Source organism: Enterobacter cloacae complex sp. GYL001 (assembly GCF_049237125.1).
GTDB lineage: Bacteria > Pseudomonadota > Gammaproteobacteria > Enterobacterales > Enterobacteriaceae > Enterobacter > Enterobacter hormaechei_C.
In genome coordinates, this window is the sequence record NZ_JBMKGW010000002.1 from 617,142 (window position 1) to 638,855 (window position 21,714).

Sequence of the window (21,714 nt, forward strand, 5' to 3'; positions counted from 1 at the left end):
ATGAGTGAGAATAAAAGCCGCCGCGAGTTTATCAGCCAGAGCGGCAAAATGGTTACCGCCTGCGCGCTGTTTGGCGCCACGGGTTCCGTCGCGTATGCTGCCGATTCTGCAAAGGCAACCTGCGAGACGGGTAAACCGATGAACATCACCGCAAAACATTACTATCTCGACAACGTGCTGCTGGAAGCCGGGTTTAACTTCGACGGCAGCGTGGCGACAAGTACCCGCACCGAGCTGAAAACGCTGGAAATCAAAGACGGGAAAATCGTCGCCCTGCGCGACAACAACAGCCACGCGGACGCGACCCTGCCGCACTTCGACGCGGGCAAAAAGCTGATGCTCCCGGCGATGCGCGACATGCACATCCATCTGGATAAAACCTTCTACGGCGGCCCGTGGCGCTCCCTGAACCGTCCGGCGGGCACCACCATTCAGGACATGATCCGCCTGGAGCAGAAGCTGCTGCCGGAGTTACAGCCCTACACGCAAGAACGCGCCGAAAAGCTGATCGACCTGATCCAGTCGAAAGGATCCACCATCGCCCGCAGCCACTGCAACATAGAGCCGGTTTCCGGCCTGAAAAACCTGGAAAATTTGCAGGCGGTACTGGCGCGCCGGGGCGCAGGCTTTGACTGCGAAATCGTTGCCTTCCCGCAGCACGGCCTGCTGCTGTCTCATTCTGAAAAGCTGATGCGCGAGGCGATGCAGGCGGGAGCGCATTACGTGGGCGGGCTGGACCCGACCAACGTCGACGGCGCGATGGAGAAATCCCTCGACACCATGTTCCAGATTGCGCTGGATTATGACAAAGGGGTGGATATCCATCTGCATGAAACCAGCCCGGCGGGCGTGGCGGCGGTGAACTATATGGTACAAACCGTGGAGAAAACGCCGGCGCTGAAGGGGAAGCTGACCATCAGCCACGCCTTCGCCCTGGCGACGCTTAACGAGCAAGAGGTGGATGAGATCGCCAGCCGCATGGCGGCACAACAGGTGACCATCGCCTCCACCGTGCCGATTGGCACTCTGCACATGCCGCTGAAGCAGCTGCGTGATAAAGGCGTGTTTGTCATGACCGGTACCGACAGCGTGATCGACCACTGGTCGCCGTACGGTCTGGGGGACATGCTGGAGAAAGCCAACCTCTATGCACAGCTCTATATTCGCCCGAATGAGCAGACGCTTTCGCGTGCGCTGGGCATCGCCACCGGCGACGTACTGCCGCTGAACGACAAAGGCGAGCGCGCGTGGCCGAAAGCGCAGGATGACGCCAGCTTTGTGCTGGTAGATGCCTCCTGTTCTGCCGAGGCCGTGGCACGCATCTCTCCGCGTACCGCGACGTTCCATAAGGGGAATCTGGTCTGGGGCTCTGTGGGTTAATGTGGTGCCGGGTGGCGCTGCGCTTACCCGGCCTACGATTTGAGGTTTTTGTAGGCCGGGTAAGGCGAAGCCGCCACCCGGCAATGCCATATACTCGCCGCCCGTAAGGTTCAATAACCGACCTTATACACCCGCCCGCTCTGCACCCCTTCCACGCTGCGGCGGTAAGCCTGCGCAACGGTCGCGGCGGGAACGCTTTCAAAACCCGGGAAGAAGCCGTCGTACGCTTCGGCGGATTCGGTCAGCACCGTCGGGCTGATCAGATTAATGCGAATACCGCGCGGCAGTTCACAGGCCGCGGCGCGCACAAACCCTTCCAGCGCGGCGTTAACCGTGGTGGCATTCACGCCCTGGGCAATCGGCTCGTGCGCCACAATCCCGCTTATCAGCGTAATCGAGCCACCTTCGTTCAGGTAGTGCTGGCCGGTCAGCGCCAGACGAACCTGCCCCAGCAGCTTATCCTGCAAACCCTGGTTGAACTCGCCGTCGGTCATGGTTGAGAGCGGGCCGAAGTGCAACCCTCCGCTGGCGGAGACAATCGCATCCACCGGACCGATCTTTTTGAACAGCGCCTGCACGCTCGCCTGCGAGGTGATATCCACCTGATGATCGCCCTGCGTGCGACCCACGCGGATCACCTCGTGGCGACGGCTTAGCTCTTCTGTCACAGCACGACCGACGGTACCGCTGGCACCAATAATGACGATTTTCATAGCAGACTCCTTATGTTGTGAGCCTTCATTCTTTAATAAATAAAAATTCAGATAAACTGGGCTGATGTTAGAAGATTGCTAACCAGAGGTTCGTAATATGGATAAGCTTCGCGGCATGGAGACGTTCATCGCGGTGGTGGAAAGCGGCAGCTTTACCGGCGCGGCGGCCCGGCTGGAGATGTCGGCGGTAATGGTCGGGAAGTATATTGCGCAGCTGGAATCGCAGCTCGGTACGCGGCTGCTGGAGCGCAACACCCGTCGCCAGAGCCTGACGGATGCCGGACGCGTTTATTTCGAAGAGGCCAGGCGCGTGCTGGAGCAGGTCTCGATTGCTGAAAACGCGGTTGAGCGTCTGCGAGCCACACCTGCCGGCACCCTGCGCGTGACGGCGCCTACCTCGTTTGGCGGCTGCGTTATCGCGCCTCTGACGGCCACGTTTTTGCAGCGTTACCCGGAAGTGCGCATCGAACTGGATCTCACCAACCGAATGGTGGATCTGGTAGAGGAAGGGGTCGATCTGGCCATTCGTATCGGTGAGATCCGTAATGAGGATCTGGTGGCGAAATACCTGTGTCCCTACAACATGGTGATCTGCGCCGCGCCGGATTATCTGGCGCGTCACGGTACGCCGCAAACGCCAGCAGATCTGGTGGATCACCTGTGCCTGTCGCACACGGTCTGGACGGCGCGTAACGAGTGGCGGCTGCCGGGAGTGGAAGGCGAAGTGCGCTGGAAGCGTGATGCCGTCTTACGATGCAATGACGGCTACGGCTTACGCATGGCGGCGCGAGCCGGGGCGGGACTCCTGCTGCAACCGGAAGTGCTGGTGGCGGAAGAGCTGGCGAGCGGCAGGCTGGTTCGGGTTCTGGAAGCGTTTACGCCCGCACCGAGGCCGGTGCATTTACTGTGGCGTCAGGATTTGCGGCCGCTGCCTAAGCTAACGGAATTTATTGCCCATATTCTGCTAAGATTGGGCACAATATAAAAAAAGAAGGTAAGTAAAGAATGTCTGCAAACAAACTCGCCAGCAGCGCGCAGGGCCTGCAATCCTCTGCCATCCGTGAATTATTAAAACATAGCAAAATGGCAGGCGTGATTTCGCTGGGTGGCGGTATTCCAAATCCGGACCTGTTCGATCATGAGGGTTTAAAAATCGCTGCTGATGCCGTGCTGTCTCAGCATTTTGGCGAAGCGTTCCAGTATGGCCTGACGGAAGGCGTCCCGGGGCTGCGCGAAGAGATCCAACGCATCTGTGAAGGTCGCGGCATCGCCTGTAAAGCCGATGACGTGGTCATTACTTCCGGCTCGCAACAATCGCTTGACGTGCTGGCGCGGGCGTTAATTAACCCGGGCGATACGGTCGTCGTGGAGCGGCCTACCTACCTCGCCGCGTTGCAGGTCTTTGGCCTGGCGCAGGCGAATTTTGAATCCGTTGGCACCGACGGCGACGGCATGAAAGTGGATGAACTTGAAGCGCTGGTAGCCACCAAAACCATCAAAGCGGTTTATATCGTGCCAACCTTTGGTAACCCGGGCGGCGTGACGCTCTCCGAAGCGCGTCGTAAACAGCTGGTGGAATTATCGAAGCGCTATGACTTCGTGATTATCGAAGACGACCCGTACAGCGAGATCAACTACACCGACGAAGCGTTCCGCCCGCTGATTGCTCATGCCAAAGATATCGGCAATGAGGATAACGTGGTGTACACCTCCACCTTCTCTAAAATCCTCGCGCCGGGCACCCGCGTGGGCTGGGTGCTGGTGCCGGAGTGGCTGAAGCGCGCGGTGGTGAACCTCAAGCAAACCACCGATCTGCACACCAGCACGCTGTCGCAGCTGATGACGTACGAGTATCTGAAAACCGGTCGTCTGGCGAATCAGATTAAAATGATCCGCGAAGCCTATCGCCAGAAATACCAGACCTTTGCAACGGAACTGGAAGCGGAGCTGGGCGATGTGATGTCGTTCCACAAGCCAAAGGGCGGCATGTTCCTGTGGGCGAAAATGAACAACGGCATCAATACGACGAAATGGCTGGAAAAAACGTTGAGCAACGGCGTCGTGTTTGTGCCGGGTGAGTTCTTCTACTGCAACGAGCCGGACCATACCACGCTGCGCATGTCTTTCGTTACCCCAACGGATGAGCAGCTTAAAGAAGCGGTTCGACGCCTCAAAATTTCCCTGTAACAGGATGCGCATAATGGCAGATGCCGTTATGCGCTGTTCCCGTGCAGGGTAACGTCTGGCTTGCCGGATTTTCGCTTCGCCATGACTTCCGCAACGGTTTTTATCCGGCTTAACTCCTCCTGCGTGCGGGAGTTAGATTGCGCTTCCCAGATATCAACGTTTAGCTGTAAGTTCAGCCAAAATTCAATAGTGGTATTAAAGGCTTTTGCCAGTTTGATCGCCATATCGGCAGTAAGTTTGCGATTGTTATTGACCAACGCGCTTACGGTATTGCGGTGTACATTTAGCATCTCTGCCAGATCGTTGATTTTCAGATTGAGCGGTTCAAGATACTCATACTGCAACACCTCGCCCGGCGTGGTGGGTTTGCGGAGTGCCTGTTGAAGTGTCATAGGTGATGCCTCACTTGTGTTGCGTGTACTTGTGTGGAGAGAGATAGAGATCGTCTGCTTTTCCCTCTGACCAGCGAAATACAAGCCTGTATTGTCTGTTTACCCGGATAGAGGAATATCCCTTCAACGGAGGACTCAATGCTTCATACATATTGCCCGGTGGCGATCGTAAATCCAGGTGCGACATGGCCGCATTGATGATGTCGAGCTTTCTTGCAAGCGCTGTTTCCAGATTCAAAGGAATAACATTGCTCGATCTCCCGTAGAGAAAAAAATCCTCAAGCCATTGATCCCGAAAATGATTAATCATAATGCTGGTAAGCTCCAGTCCTTGAAGCTGAGTGGATAGTAATGCACTCCCGCACTGTGCGCAAGTGCGTTTTGTCTGCGAGTAATATTACCCTGGTCATGGCTGAAGGGAAGTGTGATGCATGACTAAAGGTTAATTCTTCGAGGCGGATTCCACGTCTTGCGTGCGGATTAATGCCCGGCGGCGCTGCGCTTGCGCGGGCCTGCGAGAATGTAGGCCGGGTAAGGCGCAGCCGCCACCCGGCGTTTGACTACCGCTCCCTCAGCGCCTCCTTCGCCCGGTTAAACGGTTTGATCATATAATCCAGCACCGTTTTCTCCCCGGTCTTGATATCCACCGTCGCTATCATCCCTGGCACGATCGAGAAGTGTCTGCCCGCCTTATTCACCAGATAATCCTGGCTGGTACGGATAAACACCCGGTAATAGAACACCTCCGGCTTCGCTTCGTCCTGAATAGTGTCCGGCGAAATGGTCTCCACCACCCCGTGTAGCCCACCGTAAATCGCGTAATCGTAGGCGGTGATTTTCACCAGCGCCTCCTGATTAGGGTGGATAAAGGCGATATCCCGCGGCGAGAGGCGGGTTTCAATCAGCAGGTGGTCGTCCACCGGCACAATTTCCATCAGCTCACCGTTGGGCGGGATCACACCGCCAATCGTTGTCACTTTGATGTTTTTCACGATCCCGCGCACCGGAGACTTCACCGTCAGACGGGTAACGGAATCCTCGCGGCCTTTCAGGATCGCTGACACCATATCCACCTCGGCGTTGGCCTTCGACAGCGCTTCACGGGCCTGCACGTAATACTGGGAACGTACGTCGGTGAGCTTCAGCTCCAGGTCGCTTTTCTGCCGTTGCAGGCGCAGCACTTCCACGTGGCTGGCGGCCCCGGTTTTCACCAGCCGCTGGGTGATCGCCAGCTCTTTGTTCGCGAGATCTAACGCGGCGCGCAACTCCCGCTGGGTATCCTCAAGCTGGGCGCGGCGCGAGTTGTAGAGCCGCGTTTCAGCGGCGGTCAGGTCGGTCCATTTCGCCAGGGACGGCGGGAATTTAAGCGGCAGATCGTTCACCTCGGCATACAGACGCGCGCTGGAGGCCAGCGACGCGCGGTAACGCGCCGCGCTTTCGCCGACGTTGGATTCCGAGCGGGTAGGATCCAGTCGCGCCAGCACCTGTCCGGCCTGCACCTGATCCCCTTCGTGCACGTTCAGCTCGGTGAGGATGCCCCCATCCAGCGACTGCAATACCTGCTCGCGTGAACTGGGGATCACTTTCCCGGTGCCGGTTGAGACTTCGTCCAGCACCCCGAACCACGCCCAGACGCCAAGCACCACAAACATCAGCAGGGAGAAGAAAACAATGCGCCGGGCACCGGTATAACCGCTTTCTGAGTCGAGCGCGTTATCCAGATCTTCTACTGCGGCAACGTCACGCTGACTGATTTTCATTTTTCCACTCCCGTCCGGTTGCCTGCTGCTGTTGCTGCATACGGCTGTTGTTCAGCGCCTGGGCTTTTGGCGCGTCCATCACCAGCATGCCATCTTTGAGTACCACCACGCGCTCCACCAGCTCCAGCACCGGCACGCGGTGGGTCGCGACAATCAGCGTGCGGTTGCCAAGCCACGCTCCGAGGCGCTGAATAAATTCCCGCTCGGTATGCTCATCAAGGGAAGCGGTCGGTTCATCCATCAGCACGATATTCGGATCGCGCAGTAGCATCCGTGCCAGCAGGATGGACTGCCGCTGCCCGCCGGACAGCCCGACACCGTTCTCCATAATCGGGTAATCCAGCCCCTTCGGCAGCTTCTGCACAAAGCTGGCCGCGCCGCACATCTCCAGCACCTCGAAGATCTCTTTATCGGTGGCGCGCGGCATGCCGAGCGTGATGTTCTCGCGCAGGGTGCCGTAAAACAGCCGGGCGTTCTGGGTCATAAAGCCAACGTTTCGCCGCACGTCAGCCACGTCCAGATGCGGCAGGCTGAGGTTGTCGAGCCGCAGTTCACCGCCCGCCAGATCCATCCCGCCCGCCATCGCCTGCAACAGGGTTGATTTGCCCGCGCCGTTGCGCCCGAGGATCGCCACTTTCTCGCCCGCTTTGATCTCCAGACGGTTAATGCGCAGCGCCATGCGCGGATCTTCCGGGTGATAGCGGAACTGCGCCTGCTCGAACAGGTAATGTCCGCGCAGCACGTCCTGACGGATCGGCGTCTCTTCGCGCTGATTCTCGGTCGGCAGCTGCATAATGCTGTCCAGCCCCTCTTTGGCCGCCTTCACCTGCTGCCAGCGGGCCAGCACGCCGCACAGCGTCGCCATCGGGGCGATCATCCGTGAGGCGAGCATTGAGGCGGCCACCACTGAACCGGTGGTTAAGGTGCCGTCGATCACCATCGGCGCGCCCACCACGATCACCCCGGCATACACCAGGCTCTGAATGGTCATCCCCCAGTTGATCAGGTTCTGCGTCAGCTCGCGGGTGCGCAGGCCGGATTCGGCGGTGATCTGGATATAGCTGTTCCACTGCTGCAAAAAGCGGTTCTCCGCCTGCATCAGCTTGATGTCCTCCAGCCCCTGCACGCTCTCCACCAGCACCGCGTTGCGCAGGGTCGATTCATGCGCCGACTGCTTCGCCAGCTCCGCCAGCTTCTTTTGCAGCAGCAGGCCGGGCAGGACCATGATCACCGCCGCCACCGGGGCGATCCACGCCAGCTGCGGGGCGATGATCGCCAGCACAATCACAAACAGGATAAAAAACGGCAGATCGACGATGGTGGAGATGGTGGAGGAGGTGACCATCTCGCGGATCTGCTCCAGCTCGCGCAGCTGGGAGATAAAGCTGCCGGTGGATCGCGGAATGGCGCTGTGGCGCAGCCGCAGCGCGTGGCCGAACACCCGATCCGAGACGCGCAGATCCGAGCGTTTACCCAGCAGATCCATAATGTGTCCGCGCGCCACGCGCAGCACAAAGCCAAACAGCGTGGCGATCAGCACCCCGATGGTCAGCACATAGAGCGTCGGATAGGACTGGGCGGGGATCACCCGGTCATACACCTGCATGGAAAAGACGATGCCCGAGAGGGAGAGCACGTTAATGAACAGTGCAGCCAGCATCACCCAGCTGTAAGGGCGAAGGTCGCGCATCACCAGCCGGTAGAGCCAGTCCGGGCGGTATTTTGAGATATAGGCATCCACGCGGCTGTCCTTCAGCGCCGCCAGCGGACGCAGGGCGATGACGTGGCGGATGGCAGGCAGCATCGCGCTCATCGACAGGCGGTTGGTGTGCGTGCTGTCGTCGAAAAAGCTGACCTCAAGCGTATCCTCGCCGTCGAAATTGTCGATCACGCCGATTTTACCGTCGTTCAGCTCCACCACCACCGGCAGACGCCAGCTGTTGATAGCGTGCTGATCGGCCGTCAGCAGCTGGAATGTCAGCCCGGCTTCACGGGCGAGCTGCGTCAGCGCGGGCACCATCGGTTTGCCTTTCAGCCACGGCGCGCCGGCGATCAGCGAGCCTGGCGAGCAGGCAACGCGATAGCGCGTCGCCACATAGCCAAACGCCTGCGCCCACTGCTCCAGCGCCTCATCCGTCATATTTTCACCCTGCGGAATATCGCGTTGCTTCATGGCTGGATCTCCACGGTCTGGATGGTGCGGTTTTCAAGATCGAACGCGTGACGCAGGCGCCCGGTGTTGTACAGACAGTTGAGCTGAAGCTGATGCAGCTGTCCGGCGGTTTGCTGTTGGGTAAAGCGCGCCTGATACACCTCCTGCTCGGCGTTGAGCACGTCGAGCAGCGGGCGGGAACCAAGATCGAGATACTGCTGCTGATACAGCTCGCGGGTGCGGGCGCTGAGCGCTTCCTGACGGCCCTGGATCTGAAGCGTGCTCATCAGGCTCATCACCTGGCTGCGCGCTTCCAGCAGTTTTTGCCGCACCTCAAGACGGGTGCGCTGGATGGTGGACTGGGCGGATTCCACCGCGTGTCCGGCAGCGTTACGCCGGGCGGTGAGGCCGCCGCCCTGATAGAGCGGCATCTGCACTTTTACCCACGCGGAGTACTGGGTGCGGTCCCGCGTTTCGTTGCCGGCGTAGCGGTCGTTCAGGTAGTGACGAACTTCCGGCTCCAGCGAAACGGTAGGGGTCATTTGCGCGTTGGCATAGTCGAGATTAGCCTGCGCGACGTTGGCCTGCGCCCAGGCCGCTAATACCGAGGGCACCAGACGATCGTCCGGCTCGGCGATGTCGCAGCTGCGGGCCAGGCTCTGCGGAAAGTCATTGCTGACCGCGTTCAGGCTGTCCCAGCCCAGCAGGCTCATCAGCGTGGCGCGCGAGCTGTCGAGGCTGGCCTGATACTGCATCAGCTGCGCACGCGCCCCTTCGATGCGGGCGTCGGTCTGCACCACGTCAGAGAGTGACGTTGCGCCTTCATCATTACGTTGTTTCGTCAGGGTGCCGATGGAGGACAGGGCATCCAGCTGTTCTTTGGCGGTCTCGACCATCTGCTGCCAGGTCTGCACCTGCACCATGGCGATGGCGGTATCGTGGGCGATGGTGTCGATGCTCACCAGCACGTTGGCCTGCTGCTGGGCGACGCCCGCGTTTTCCGCGCGTACCTGGCTTGCGACTTTGCCGAAGTCGTAAAGCATTTGCGAAAGAGAAAGCACCAGCGAAGGGGTAAAGCCATTATCGTCACCGTCGTGGCTATAGCCGTTATCCATGCCGGCGTTAATTTGCGGATAATATTTCGATTTGGCGACGTCCACATTTTCGCTCTGCTGATAAAGTTTGCCGACGGCTTCACTGATGGCCGGATGCCAGGTCACGGCGCGGTTAACCGCTTCATTCAGCTGTAGCGTGCCGGGGGCGGCTTTGCTGGCTACGGGCGCCACGCGACCATTTAAAGAGGGGAGTTCCTGCGTTTCGCTTAATTGTCCGGTATTAATCATCGCCGCAGGGTTTGCCGCGATAGCGGGCACAGATATCAGGCAGCACGAGAGCCACCAGTAAGGCATCTTCTTTCCCATGTCTTGTCCCTAATAAAAAAGTACTGCTTTTTTGTTTATGCCCGGGCGCTGTGCGCGCCCGGGTCATTTCTTGCAGGTGCTATCAGGTAATGATGTGTTGCTGGTTTACAAGCTCGTCGTAGGTGGTCTGAACGTTGTCCAGCGTAACGAGCGCAGATTTAGTGTAGGCGGCTCCCGTGCCGTCACGGTCGATGGAGATCACAGTATTGTTACCGCTTTGTGAAACAGACACATAGTTCCCCAGCGTCGACGCACTACCGTTCCAGCCCACCAGCAGATCGCCAATGTCGATCTTGTCTCCCTGCGTGAGGGAGAAGTTCGTCCAGTGGTCGCCCGTGCTGTTACCTGCGGTAGCGTTACCCGCCGTATTGTTCAACACCTGATAAATCAGCGTGTCGCCGTAGGCCGTGCCGCTAATCACATCGTTATGCTCCGAACTGACAAACTTCGGCGCCATGTCAATGGTCAGCGACGCGGTATCCGTGGTGCCGCTGGCGTCGGTCAGGGTGTAGTTAAAGACCTCCTTGCTGGTAATGGTAGAGAGCGAGATCCCCGGGTTAAGGGTATAGGTGTAACTGCCGTCAGCGGCAATCGCCAGCGTCCCGTAGTGGCCCGTGATGTTTGACATCGTGCTGCCGGTGTACGGATCCAGCGTGGTGGTCACGCCGTCGAAGCCGGTGATGCTCACGCGGGTATCAACCGAGTGCAGCTGGTCCATTGCCCCTGCGGAGCCGGTGCCGTCGAAGATATTGCCGTCAACGGTGTGGGTGCCCGTCGCGTCGTACTGCGACAGGGAGTAGGTCGTGCCGTTTACGCTTGGGGTAATGGTGATGTTCCCCACGCTCAGCCCCGGTACGCTGCCGGTAAAGTTCAGCGTATAGGTCCCGGCGTTGAGATCCAGCCCGGTCAGCGGAACGTCGATGCTGCCGCCCAGCAGTGAGCCTCCGCTGAAGGAGCCGCTGCGAATCACATTCGTCCCGTCAGTGATTGACCAGTTCACCGTCAGCCCGCCCAGCGACAGCAGCGAGGCCACGTTAAAGTGCAGCGAGGCGTTATGCAGCGCGGTGTTTGCATCCACCACGAAGGTTCCGCTTCCGCTGCCCTGCGTTGACCCCAACAGGGCGGTAGTCCAGCTGGCGGTGCCGACGGAGGTATCCGTATAGGTTGACGTATGGTGAACCGACGTGACGTCCATCGCGGTGCTGACATCGTTTACCGCATCCATTGGGCGCGCGGTTGGGGTGATGTTCAGCGATGCCGTGTCTTTCGAGCCGTCAGGCGCGGTGATGGTGTAGACGAAGGTATCCGGCGTGCTGATATGGTCCGCGCCGACCCCGCTGTCCAGGGTGTAGGTGTACTCCCCGGCCGCGTTGATCCGCAGCGTACCGTACTCGCCGGTGATCTCCGTCAGACCGCTGCTGTTCACTGCCACGCCGTTAACGTCGGAGACCACGGTACCCGCTGGCGCAATATCATCCGCCAGCACATCCCCGGTGGTGCTCTCGCTCACGCTTGCCACGCTGTAGACATGATCCTGCAAGACGTTCAGCGTGTAGGCCGTCAGCGCGGTGATCCCCGCCGCCGTATTGAGCAGGAACAGGTACTCGCCGGCGGGCAGATTCAGCGTCAGCTGCGAGGAGGTGCCGCCCAGCAGCGGCGCGCGCAGCCAGCCGGGTTCAACGCGCATCTGCTCGAAGGTCTGCGTCGCATTGTTGAACTTATAGATGTAGAGGTCGAACACCGAGGCCAGCGCCACGCCGCCCACGGACGCCTGAACGGTCATGGTGCGGGTGGTGCCTTCTTCTACGGAGTAGATGATCGGGTTGGCCAGATCGTCCAGCAGGTTCAGCCCCAGCGTATTGCCAAGGTTGATCCCCACCAGGGTAAAGCCGCCCTGCGACGAGGTGCCGTTGTTGATCGCCTCCACGGTGGTATCGAAGGTCAGCGAGGCGGTATCGTCCACGGCCACGATACCGCTGCTGCTGGTGCCTTCGCCCAGCGACAGCACCAGATTTGCCGAGGCGCTGGTGCCGTTGTGGGTGATGGTGTAGGTAAAGTTCTCCGTGCGCCCAATGACGGCGGCGCTGGTGTTGGTCAGGTTATAGGTATAGCTGCCGTCCAGGTTGATGGTCAGCGTGCCGTACTGCCCCTGAATCACCGTGCCGTCAGCCGTGACGCTGGTGGTGGTGCCCTGGGCGTTGGTGACCGCGGTGACGGTGGTGCCCGCCGGGGCGTTGTCGCTGCCTGCGGTTGGATCCACGTCGGTGATGACGTTCCCGACAACGCTGGTCTCGCCGGACACGGTGCCTGCGCTGGTCTCTTTCACCGCCACATCGAGGCTGGTGTAAGAGCCGGTTGCCAGCAGGTTAGTGTTGTAGCTCAGGACGCGATACTGACCATCCGCCAGGCCGGTCAGGTTCAGCGACACCCCCGTCGCGCCGAGGGTCAGCAGGTCAGCGAACTGCGGCTGTCCGGTGTCGACCACGGTGGTCCAGGTGTTGTTGGCGGCGTCAAAGCGCTGTACCACCAGCTCAAGGGTATTGAGCAGGGAGAGTACGGCCCCCGTGGCGTTGGCGTTCACGGCAATATCCGCACTGCCGCCGCTGCCGACGGTGAAACCTACCTGCGCGGTGTCGTTGCCGAGCAGCGTCAGCACGTTACCTACGGCGCCCACCAGCAGGAAACCATAGTCGCTGTACTGCGAGTTGGTCACCGTTGCGGTGGTTGTCAGCGCCAGCTCTTCAACGTTGGTGCTGGCTGAGAGCGGCACCACCGGCGCAAGGGCTGAGCCGGGCAGCGAGACGTTGCCTGCCGCGTCGGTGGCGGTGATTTGCAGCGTCTGGCCTTCCGTCTGTTTATTGAGGAAGGTGTAGCTCCAGGAGCCGTTGCTGTCTGCCGTGGCGGTGACCGTTGAGTTATCCGCCAGACGGATGGTGACGGTACTGCCCGCTTCGGCGCTACCGGTCAGTACGCTGCCGTCTGCGTTGAAGGTCCCGGTCGGGGCCGTTGGCGCAGTGAGATCGACAATGACGGTGGTCGAGGTGGAAATCGGGCTGGTGCCCGAGCCGTTGCTCGCCGTGGCGGTGAAGGCATGCGGCCCTTCGCTCAGCACCGGTGTGGTGAAGCTCCAGTTGCCGCTGGCGTTCGCGGTGACCGTGCCCATCAGCACCCCGTTGTTATAGAGGGTGATAGTCGCGTTTGGCTGCGCCGTGCCGCTCAGGGTTGGCGTGGTGTCATCGGTGGTTTTCCCGTTGGTCAGGTTGCCCGTCACCGTGCCGACGTTATCGTCGATGTTAGCGATAACCGGCGCGTTCGGGATCGTGGTGATCGGGGCAATCACGGAGGTGGTGATACCTGCGTTACCGGCCTTATCGGTAGCAAAGACAATCAGTGACTCCCCGCCGGTCTGTGGAGGGGTGAGGGTGGCGCTGAAGTTTCCGCTGCCGTCCGCGACGGCGGTACCAAGCACGGTTCCGGTGCTGCTGGTGATGGTGACGGTACTTCCCGCTTCCACCGTACCGGTAACCTGCGTCCCGTTGGTGATCACCGCCAGCCCGGTTGGGGCTGGTGGCGGCGTCAGGTCAACGTTGATCGTGATAATCGGCGATGGCGCGCTGGTATTGCCCGCGGCATCGGTGGCGGTGGCGGTGAAGTTATGCGCGCCTTCGGTCAGCGTGGTGCTGGTTTGCGGCAGCGTCCAGTTGCCGTTGGCATCGGCAGTGACGGTTCCCACCAGCGTCGTGCCGTCGTAAATACGTACGGTGGCATTGGCTTCCGCCGTACCGTTTAAGGTCGGACGGGTGTCGTTGGTTGGGTTGGTGCCGGTGACAGGGCCGGTGACGGTTCCCACATCATCCACAATCGAGGTGATTGCCGGTGCGACAGGGGCGGTGGCATCCACATTGATGGTGTAACCCCCGGTCTGCGCGCTGGCGTTGCCCACGGCGTCGGTGGCGGAGAAGGTCAGATTATGCGGCCCGTCAGCCAGCGGGGTGGACGGCGTAAAGCTCCACGCGCCGCCGGTGGCGACCGCGGTGCCAATCTGTACCCCATTGTCATAGATGGTTACCGTCGCGCCGGCTTCTGCCGTACCGGTGAGCGTTGGACGTGCATCGTTGGTTAACCCGCCGTTGGCGACAGGCGTCGCAGCATTACCGACGTCGTCGGTGATGCTGGTCAGCACCGGTAGCGCTGGCGGCGTGGTGTCAATGGTCAGGCTGAAGTCGGCGGACGGCGCGCCGGTGTTCCCCGCCTGATCCGTTGCTTCTGCGGTAAAGGTGTGTGACCCAGTGCCCAGCGGCACGGTGATATCCACGGTCCAGTTGCCGTTAGCATCGGCAATACCGGTGCCCACCAGCGTCGTGCCCTCGTAGATATTCACGGTGGCCAGCGGCTCGCTGGTCCCCACCAGACGCGGGAGAGGATCGTTCGTGGTCTGGCCGGAGCCAATCGCCCCGGTGATGGTGCCAACATCGTCAATCGCCTGGGTGATAACCGGCGCGGCAGGCGCAGTCGTATCCACAACCAGCGTAAAGCCTGGTGAGGCAGGACTGACGTTGCCCGCGGCATCGGTTGCCGTGGCGGTCCAGGTGTGGCTGCCGTTTGCCAGCGTGCCGGTGGTGAAGCTCCATACGCCGTTGGCATCAGCCACGGCGGTGCCCACCTGCTGACCATTCTCATAGATGGTGATGGTCGCATTGGCTGCCGCGGTGCCGTTCAGCGTTGGCGTGGTGTCGTCTGTGCTTTGTCCCGAGGCGACCGGGCCCAGCACGGGACCGGCATTGTCGGTGGCAGGGGTAAAGACCGGTGCGTCGGGCACCGACGTATCCACCGTCAGGTTGAACGGTGGCGAGGTGACCCCGGTATTGCCTGCGGCATCGGTGGCGTTGAAGGTAATGGTATGCGGCCCTTCACCCAGCGCGGTGGTCGGCGTGAAGGTCCAGTTACCCTGGGCGTTGACGACCGCCGTGCCGATTTCCACATCATCGACAATAACGTGCACCGTTGCGCCCACTTCCCCCGTACCGTTGAAGGTTGGACGGGTGTCGTTGGTGGAACCGTTGCTGGCGATGATTCCCGTTCCAGGGCTGACATCGTCTATCACCGTGGTGACCACCGGGGCCGCAGGGCCGGTGGTATCCACCGTAAAGGCGAACACTGGCGAGTTGGCGGAGACGTTTCCGACATCATCGCTGGCGTTGACGCGCAGGTTATACGTCCCGTCCGTCAGAACCGGGTCCGGCGTAAAGGTCCAGTTACCGTTGCCGTCGACCGTAGTGGTACCAATCTCCACGCCGTTATTCAGAACGTGAATGGTGGTACCCGCCTGGCCGGTGCCGCTCAGGGTTGGTGTGGTGTCATTGGTGACCTGCCCGGCGGTAAGCGGGCCGGTTACGCCACCCGGAGCGTTGTCGCTGACCGTATCGATCGTCGGCACCTGTGGCGCCGTCAGATCGATATTGATGCTCCAGACGCCGGACGGCTGGCTGACGTTGCCCTGCGGATCCGTCGCTCTGACCGTAAAGTCATGCGTTCCTTCCCCGAGGGCGGTTTCAGGGGTAAATGTCCAGGCGCCGGTACCGTCTGCCGCCACCGTACCAATCTGCGTGGCGCCATCAAAAATGGCGACGACGCTGTTCGGCTCGGCGGTACCGGTCAGGGTTGGCGTGGTGTCGTTGGTTGGATCGCCGCTTGGGACAGGCGTTGCCGCATTGCCTGCGTTATCCGTCACGCTGGTAATCACCGGCGTGGTGGAGACGGTGTCGACCACAATGGTGATCCCGGCCGACGGGGTGCTCTCATTGCCCGCCGGGTCGGTGGCGGTCACGGTCAGGGTGTGGCTGCCGTCGTCCAGCGCAGGCGGCGTGTAGCTCCAGGTGCCGGTCGGACCGACAACAACGGTGCCCAGCGGGTCGCCGTCATCGTACACCGTAATAGTGTCCCCGGCCGTGCCTGTCCCGGTCAGGGTAGGACGGTTGTCGTTGGTGCTCTGCCCGTCGGCGATTGGGCCGGTGATCGGACCTACGTCATCAGTCACCGCACCGATGGCTGGCGCTGTCGGGGCGGTAAGGTCGACGGTCACGGTCGCGATCGGCGACTGTCCGCTGGTCGCGCCGGTGGTGGTATTCGTGGCGGTCACGGCAAAGGTGTGTGGCCCTTCCGTCAGCGGCAACAGCGGCGTGTAGCTCCAGTTGCCGTTGGTATCCGCAACGACAGTGGTCACCGGAAGCAGCGATCCATCCTGATAAATGGCGATCACGCTGTCCGGATCGGCGGTGCCGGTAAGGGTAGGCGTGGTGTCATTGGTGGTTTTATCTTTCACATCGCCCGTGACGGGATCGACGTCATCGTTGATCGCCGTAATCACCGGTACCGCAGGCAGCTCGAGCGGAGAGTCCGGCACGTCAAAGGTGGTTGACGGGCTGGCATTGCCTGCGGGGTCCGTGGCGGTGAGCGTCAGCGTCGCGGCATCCAACTGGGCCGGGGAGAGGGCAATGGAGAAGGTGCCTCCCGTCGCGACCCCGGTCCCGATGACATTGCCGTTGGCGTCACGAACCGTCACCGTGGTTCCGTCATCTGCCGTCCCGGTCAGCGGGGTGCCCTCCGCGGCAATGGTGATATTAGTTGGCGTTGCAGGCGGCAGGGTATCCACCGTCACGCTGAGATCCCCGGAGCTGGCGGAGGTATTCCCCGCCGCGTCACTCGCGGCCACTGAGAAGGTATGCGGCCCCTCGGTAAGCGCAGGGTCGGCGGTCCAGGACCATGTCCCGTTCGGCTGAACCTCCACGACCACCGGCGAGGCGACACCATCAACAGAAACGGTGACGCTCGAACCCGGCTCGCCAATCCCGGTGAGGGTTGGCGTACCGTCGCGGGTGTAAAGCACGCTGTTGGTCAGCTGGCTGTCAGAGACGGCGTCAATTTGCGGCACGGTTGGCGCCTGCGTATCAACCTCCACCGTAAAGACCGGGCTTACCGGGCTAACGTTACCGGCATCGTCCACCGCGGCGACGGTGATATTCAGCGGGCCGTCGGTCTGCGTCGGCAGGGTATAGGACCATCCGCCATTGACGACTTCAACGCGATCCACTTCCACGCCGTTGTTGTAGATGATCACCGTCTCGCCGGTGGTGCCGGTTCCGCTCAGGGTCGGTGTGGTGTCGTTAGTGGACCCGCCGTTCTGCGCGCCGGCGATGTCGCTGATAACAGGGGTGTCCGGGGCGAGGGTATCGACCGTTATCGTGATACCGGCTGATGGCACAGATTCGTTCCCGGCTTCATCGGTGGCGGTCGCCGTGTATTCGTGCGTCCCTTCGCCAATGTTGTTCTCAGGACGCCAGCTCCAGTTACCGTTACCCTCCACCGTAACGCTGCCCACGGCCTGCGGCTCGCCTGTACCCACCTGGTCATAGATGGTAATGACGTCATTCGGCGTACCGGTGCCGCTCAGGACCGGACGCGGATCGTTGGTGGATTCGCCATCCAGCACGGGGCCGGTGATCTGGCTTACGCTGTCTGTCACCGTTGGGGTTCCCGGCTGGGCAGGCGCGTCGGTATCAATGGTAATGGTCACCGGCGTGGACGGGGCGCTTTCGTTCCCGGCGCTGTCCTGGTTGGTCACCGTCAGGGAGAGATCGTAGGTGCCGTCAGGCAGCGGAGTGGTGGGTGTCCAGCTCCAGTTACCGTCGCCATCGATCTCGGCTTCACCAATTTTGGTGGCACCATCGTAAATGTTGACGGTATCGCCCGGCGTGCCCGAGCCGCTCAGGGTTGGCGTGGTATCCCGGGTGGTCTCCCCAGGATTCAGGGCCGTCCCCGGCGTGCCGCCGTCCGGGTTGACGGTGATCTCAGGAATATCCGGCGTTGCAGGCGCGGTGGTGTCGATCGCCAGTTCAAACGGCGGCGAAATGGTGGTGTTACCCGCCTCATCCGTTGCGTGGACCGTCAGCGAGTGCGGGCCGTCCGTCAGCGGCGTGGTTGGCGTGAAGCTCCAGCCGCCGCTGCCGTCGAGCACCGCCGTGCCGAGCAGGGTGGTTCCGTCATAGATCGTGATGGTGGTGCCGTCCGGTGCGGTTCCCTGCAACTGCGGCAGCGTGTCGTCGGTGGTGTCCCCGCTGTTAAGCGGAAGCTGCACGGGCCCCACGTTATCGGAAACGGTGTCAATGGTGGCCGCCGGTGGCGGAGTCGTATCGACGGTAAAGGTAAAGCCGGCTGATGGTGCGCTGGCGTTGCCCGCCGCATCGCTCGCGACGACGGTGAACGTATGCTGCCCGTTCACTAATGGGGTGGTGGGCGTGAAGGTCCATGCGCCACCGCTGTTAACAACGGCAGTACCAATATCCTGTCCGTCCAGGCGGATCGTCACGGTGGAGCCCGGCTCACCGGTACCGTTCAGCGTCGGGAGCGTATCGTTGGTGGTTTCATTGGTGTCGAGCGCACCCGTGCGGCCCGGTACGTCATCAATGACCTGCGTAATGGCCGGCGCGCCCGGGGCGGCGGTATCCACCGTGATGCTCCAGGTATTCGATGTCCCGCTGAGGTTATTGTTGGCGTCAACCGCCGTCGCCGTCAGTACGTGCCCGCCGTCCGGTAGCGCGGTTTCCAGCGTGATGGACCACTGACCGTTCGCCGACACGACTGCGGTGCCAATTTCGGTAGTACCGCTGTAGAGGGTGATGGTGGTGCCAGGCTCGCCCGTTCCGTTGATGGTAGGCGTGCTGTCGTTGGTGAGACCGTTCTGGCTGACAGGACCGGTGACGCCGGGGGCATCATCCACCACGCCCGTGATGACCGGGGTTTGTGCCGCGGTGATGTCCGGCGCGTCAAACGGCGCGGTCGGACCGGTGTTTCCGGCGGTATCAGTGGCATCGGCGGTCAGGGCTTCGCCGTTGGCTTTCGGCGGGATCAGATCTACGCTGAAATTCCCCTGATCGTCGGCGACCGCTTCCCCGACCTTCACGCCATTTTCACGAATGGTGACGGTACTGCCCGGCTCGGCTGTACCGGTTACGGTGGTGCCGTCGGCAGAGATCACCACGTTTTCCGGCGCCAGCGGTGGGGTGCTGTCTGGCGCGTCGGCAAAGCCAGACGGACTGGTGTTACCGCTGCCGTCGGTGGCCGTCACTTCAAGGGCTTCGCCGTTGGTCTGGGCTGGCGAAATCGGGATGGTAAATGTGCCGTCCGGACCGGCGGTGGCCTGGCCGATGATCGTACCGTCCGGCGCTTTAATGATAATCGTGCTGTTTGGCTCGGCGGTTCCGCTGACGCTGGCCCCGTCTTCCGCCACCACCAGGTTGCCCGGTGCGGCAGGCGGAGTGATATCCGCTGCGTTAACCAGCGCCGGTGAACTCTGGTTGCCTGCGGCATCGGAGGCGACCACGGAGATAATCTCGCCGTTGGTCTGCGCAGGGTTCAGGTTGACGACATAGTTGCCGTTGCTGTCGGCAGTGGCGGTCCCGATTTGCAGCCCGGCATTGTTGGTGATGACGATTTTACTGCCCGGCTCGGCGGTACCGGTGATCTGGGTGCCTGCGGAGTTGAGCGTCGCAACCGGCATGTCTGGCGGCGTAAGATCGACGGTAAAGTTGATCGGCTGAGACAGACCGCTCTGGTTGCCTGCCGCATCGGTTTCCCGCAGGGTAATCGAGTGTGCGCCTTCTGCCAGTGGACTCGTCGGCGTGATGCTCCAGGTACCGTTCGGCAGGACGGTGGTGGTGCCGATAACAACGCCGTTATCGTAAACCGTGATCGTGCTGCCCGGTTCGCCTCTGCCCGTCAGGCGCGGCTCTGAGGCATCGGTAAATTGCCCGGCACCGATCGCCCCTTTCAGTACGCCCGTGTCGTCGTTAATGATAAATCCGGAAGGCGTTTGCGGCGCGGTGACATCTACCGTGACGGTAAAGACCGGCGAGGCCGGGCCAGTGTTACCGGCGACGTCGGTAGCGCGCACGGTAAGCTGGTGGCTGCCTTCGCTCAGGTTCACCGACGGCGTAAAGCTCCAGCTTCCGTTACTGCCCACAACCGCTGTGCCAATGGCAATGCCGTTATCATAGATGGTGACCGTCGAGCCCGCTTCCGCCGTGCCGGTGAGCTGTGGCCGTGGGTCGTTGGTGCTGCTTCCACTCCCGAGCGTGCCGGTGCCAGGCGCAACATCATCGGTGAGGCTGACGATCGCTGGCGCGCCAGGCGCGACGGTATCGACCACGAAGGTTACCGCCGTGGACGCCGGGCTGGTATTGCCTGCGGCATCGGTCGCGGTGGTGGTAATGGCGTGGCTGCCTTCAGACAGGTTGGTCGACGGGGTAAAGCTCCATTTCCCGGTGGCATCGGCTGTGGCGGTGCCAATCGGTTTCCCGTTGTCATAGAAGGTAATGACGGTGCCGGCTTCACTGATGCCGCTGAACGTCGGACGGGCATCGTCCGTGCGTTGTCCGTTGCTCAGCGGGCCTGTTTCGGCGCCCACGTTATCATTGACGGTGACAATCTCGGGTGCATCCGGCGCGGTTAAATCCGGTGCCGTGACCTGAACGCCCGGGCTGGTATTGCCGGACGGATCGGTGGCGGTAGCGGTGATCTGTTCTCCGTTGGTAAGCGGCGTACCGAGATCAATCGTAAATTTCCCGTCGCTGCCCGCTTTGCCCGTTCCGATGGTGTTGCCATCGGCATCTTTCAGGGTAACGGTGCTGCCCGGCTCAGCGGTACCGGTGACGGTTTTGCCGTCAGGAGAGACCTCCAGATTGGCCGGGGCATCCGGCGCGGTGAGATCCGGTGCCGTAACCTGACCGCCCTGGCTGGTATTGCCGGACGGATCGGTGGCGGTGGCGGTGATCTGTTCCCCGTTGGTGAGCGGCGTACCGAGATCAATCGTAAATTTCCCGTCGCTACCCGCTTTGCCCGTTCCGATGGTGTTGCCATCGGCATCTTTCAGGGTAATCGTGCTGCCCGGCTCAGCGGTACCGGTAACGGTTTTGCCGTCAGGTGAGACCTGTAGATTGGTGGGGGCATCAGGAGGCGTGGTATCTGGCTCGGAAGGATTTCCCGGATTGCCGGGATTCGGACTGTTGTTATCGTCATCCCCGCCACCTCCACCGCCGGTTCCCGCCGCAATGGCAATCCCACCTGCGACGGCCAGGCCACCCAGCACCCAGGGCCACGCTGCGGCGCCGCCGGTATCACTCCCTGACGCCGCCAGTAGGGCGTCCGTGGAGGCGATGGATTCATAGGTGGCGGCACCGGTTGGATCTTCAATCCACCACAGCGCACCGTCGCTCTCCTCAAGCACCAGCTGGCTCACGCCCTGCGCGTCGGTGACGTAGAAATTCTTAAGGGTAATCACTTCGCCCGAGTGGAGGGTAATCACCAGATCGTTTCCGCTGCGGGAGTAACCTGAGATGTCGGCGCGATCCACGTTAAGTTTAACGATTGAGGAGTGATCGAGTGTTATCTGTGTCCCTTCCGTGGTCGTTTCCACGCCAGTTAGTTTCGATATAACAGATATTTGGCTCATACAGTTATTACTCCAGCAGAGTTATTGTTTACGGCGTGTCAGACGTGGCCATATTTTCTGAAGGGATGAGGGCGCTCCCGGCGAAAATACTGTGAATAAAACAGTATTTACCGTTGCTTTCTTTAGAGCGACCGAGACCCGCCAGCAATCAACGTGGCAACATCAGGGCGAAGCTAATTATTTACATGAGTAACTGTTATTTA

Annotated in this window: 10 protein-coding genes; 3 read left to right on the forward strand and 7 right to left on the reverse strand. The window is 61.0% G+C overall.

Going from position 1 to position 21,714, the window contains the following annotated elements; genetic code table 11:
* Positions 1–1,380, forward strand: coding sequence for an amidohydrolase family protein (locus ACOTWU_RS07060; protein ID WP_126498823.1), 1,380 nt, complete (start codon positions 1–3; stop codon positions 1,378–1,380).
* Positions 1,381–1,490: 110 nt separating this feature from the next.
* Here the strand turns inward: ACOTWU_RS07060 and ACOTWU_RS07065 are convergent, their stop codons facing one another.
* Positions 1,491–2,093, reverse strand: a complete 603-nt coding sequence (locus ACOTWU_RS07065; protein WP_017382759.1) for a short chain dehydrogenase — start codon at positions 2,091–2,093, stop codon at positions 1,491–1,493.
* A 97-nt stretch (positions 2,094–2,190) separates the two neighbouring features.
* Between ACOTWU_RS07065 and ACOTWU_RS07070 the strand changes: the two genes are divergently transcribed.
* Both ACOTWU_RS07070 and ACOTWU_RS07075 read left to right on the forward strand, forming a co-directional pair.
* On the forward strand, positions 2,191–3,078 hold the full coding sequence (locus ACOTWU_RS07070) for a LysR family transcriptional regulator (protein ID WP_015571641.1): 888 nt from the start codon (positions 2,191–2,193) through the stop codon (positions 3,076–3,078).
* 20 nt (positions 3,079–3,098) lie between these two features.
* A complete protein-coding gene (locus ACOTWU_RS07075; RefSeq protein WP_017382758.1) occupies positions 3,099–4,280 on the forward strand; it encodes a PLP-dependent aminotransferase family protein in 1,182 nt (393 codons plus the stop codon).
* A gap of 26 nt (positions 4,281–4,306) precedes the next feature.
* Here the strand turns inward: ACOTWU_RS07075 and ACOTWU_RS07080 are convergent, their stop codons facing one another.
* The 6 genes from ACOTWU_RS07080 to ACOTWU_RS07105 form a co-directional block, all read right to left on the reverse strand.
* Positions 4,307–4,672 carry a HigA family addiction module antitoxin gene (locus tag ACOTWU_RS07080; RefSeq protein WP_015571639.1) on the reverse strand — a complete coding sequence of 122 codons (366 nt, stop codon included), beginning with the start codon at positions 4,670–4,672 and terminating at the stop codon, positions 4,307–4,309.
* A gap of 10 nt (positions 4,673–4,682) precedes the next feature.
* Positions 4,683–4,982: a type II toxin-antitoxin system RelE/ParE family toxin gene (locus ACOTWU_RS07085; protein WP_015571638.1), complete on the reverse strand. Its 300-nt coding sequence runs from the start codon at positions 4,980–4,982 to the stop codon at positions 4,683–4,685.
* A 250-nt stretch (positions 4,983–5,232) separates the two neighbouring features.
* Positions 5,233–6,432, reverse strand: coding sequence for an HlyD family efflux transporter periplasmic adaptor subunit (locus tag ACOTWU_RS07090; protein ID WP_017382757.1), 1,200 nt, complete (start codon positions 6,430–6,432; stop codon positions 5,233–5,235).
* Complete coding sequence (locus ACOTWU_RS07095; protein WP_045328302.1) at positions 6,413–8,605, reverse strand: type I secretion system permease/ATPase; 2,193 nt, start codon at positions 8,603–8,605, stop codon at positions 6,413–6,415. Before ACOTWU_RS07095 ends, ACOTWU_RS07090 begins: the two co-directional genes overlap by 20 nt.
* The gene (locus ACOTWU_RS07100; protein ID WP_023295304.1) at positions 8,602–10,005 is read right to left on the reverse strand and encodes a TolC family outer membrane protein; all 1,404 of its coding nucleotides are present in this window, start codon (positions 10,003–10,005) and stop codon (positions 8,602–8,604) included. Before ACOTWU_RS07100 ends, ACOTWU_RS07095 begins: the two co-directional genes overlap by 4 nt.
* Positions 10,006–10,087: 82 nt before the next feature.
* On the reverse strand, positions 10,088–21,511 hold the full coding sequence (locus tag ACOTWU_RS07105) for a BapA/Bap/LapF family large adhesin (RefSeq protein ID WP_252049358.1): 11,424 nt from the start codon (positions 21,509–21,511) through the stop codon (positions 10,088–10,090).
* Between the last annotated feature and the right edge of the window lie 203 nt (positions 21,512–21,714).

What these genes read in the sequence shown, in the direction of transcription:
- ACOTWU_RS07060 (WP_126498823.1), top strand. Translation starts at nt 1, where the DNA reads ATGAGTGAGAATAAAAGCCGCCGCGAGTTTATCAGCCAGAGCGGCAAA.
- ACOTWU_RS07065 (WP_017382759.1), bottom strand. Translation starts at nt 2,093, where the DNA reads ATGAAAATCGTCATTATTGGTGCCAGCGGTACCGTCGGTCGTGCTGTG.
- ACOTWU_RS07070 (WP_015571641.1), top strand. Translation starts at nt 2,191, where the DNA reads ATGGATAAGCTTCGCGGCATGGAGACGTTCATCGCGGTGGTGGAAAGC.
- ACOTWU_RS07075 (WP_017382758.1), top strand. Translation starts at nt 3,099, where the DNA reads ATGTCTGCAAACAAACTCGCCAGCAGCGCGCAGGGCCTGCAATCCTCT.
- ACOTWU_RS07080 (WP_015571639.1), bottom strand. Translation starts at nt 4,672, where the DNA reads ATGACACTTCAACAGGCACTCCGCAAACCCACCACGCCGGGCGAGGTG.
- ACOTWU_RS07085 (WP_015571638.1), bottom strand. Translation starts at nt 4,982, where the DNA reads ATGATTAATCATTTTCGGGATCAATGGCTTGAGGATTTTTTTCTCTAC.
- ACOTWU_RS07090 (WP_017382757.1), bottom strand. Translation starts at nt 6,432, where the DNA reads ATGAAAATCAGTCAGCGTGACGTTGCCGCAGTAGAAGATCTGGATAAC.
- ACOTWU_RS07095 (WP_045328302.1), bottom strand. Translation starts at nt 8,605, where the DNA reads ATGAAGCAACGCGATATTCCGCAGGGTGAAAATATGACGGATGAGGCG.
- ACOTWU_RS07100 (WP_023295304.1), bottom strand. Translation starts at nt 10,005, where the DNA reads ATGGGAAAGAAGATGCCTTACTGGTGGCTCTCGTGCTGCCTGATATCT.
- ACOTWU_RS07105 (WP_252049358.1), bottom strand. Translation starts at nt 21,511, where the DNA reads ATGAGCCAAATATCTGTTATATCGAAACTAACTGGCGTGGAAACGACC.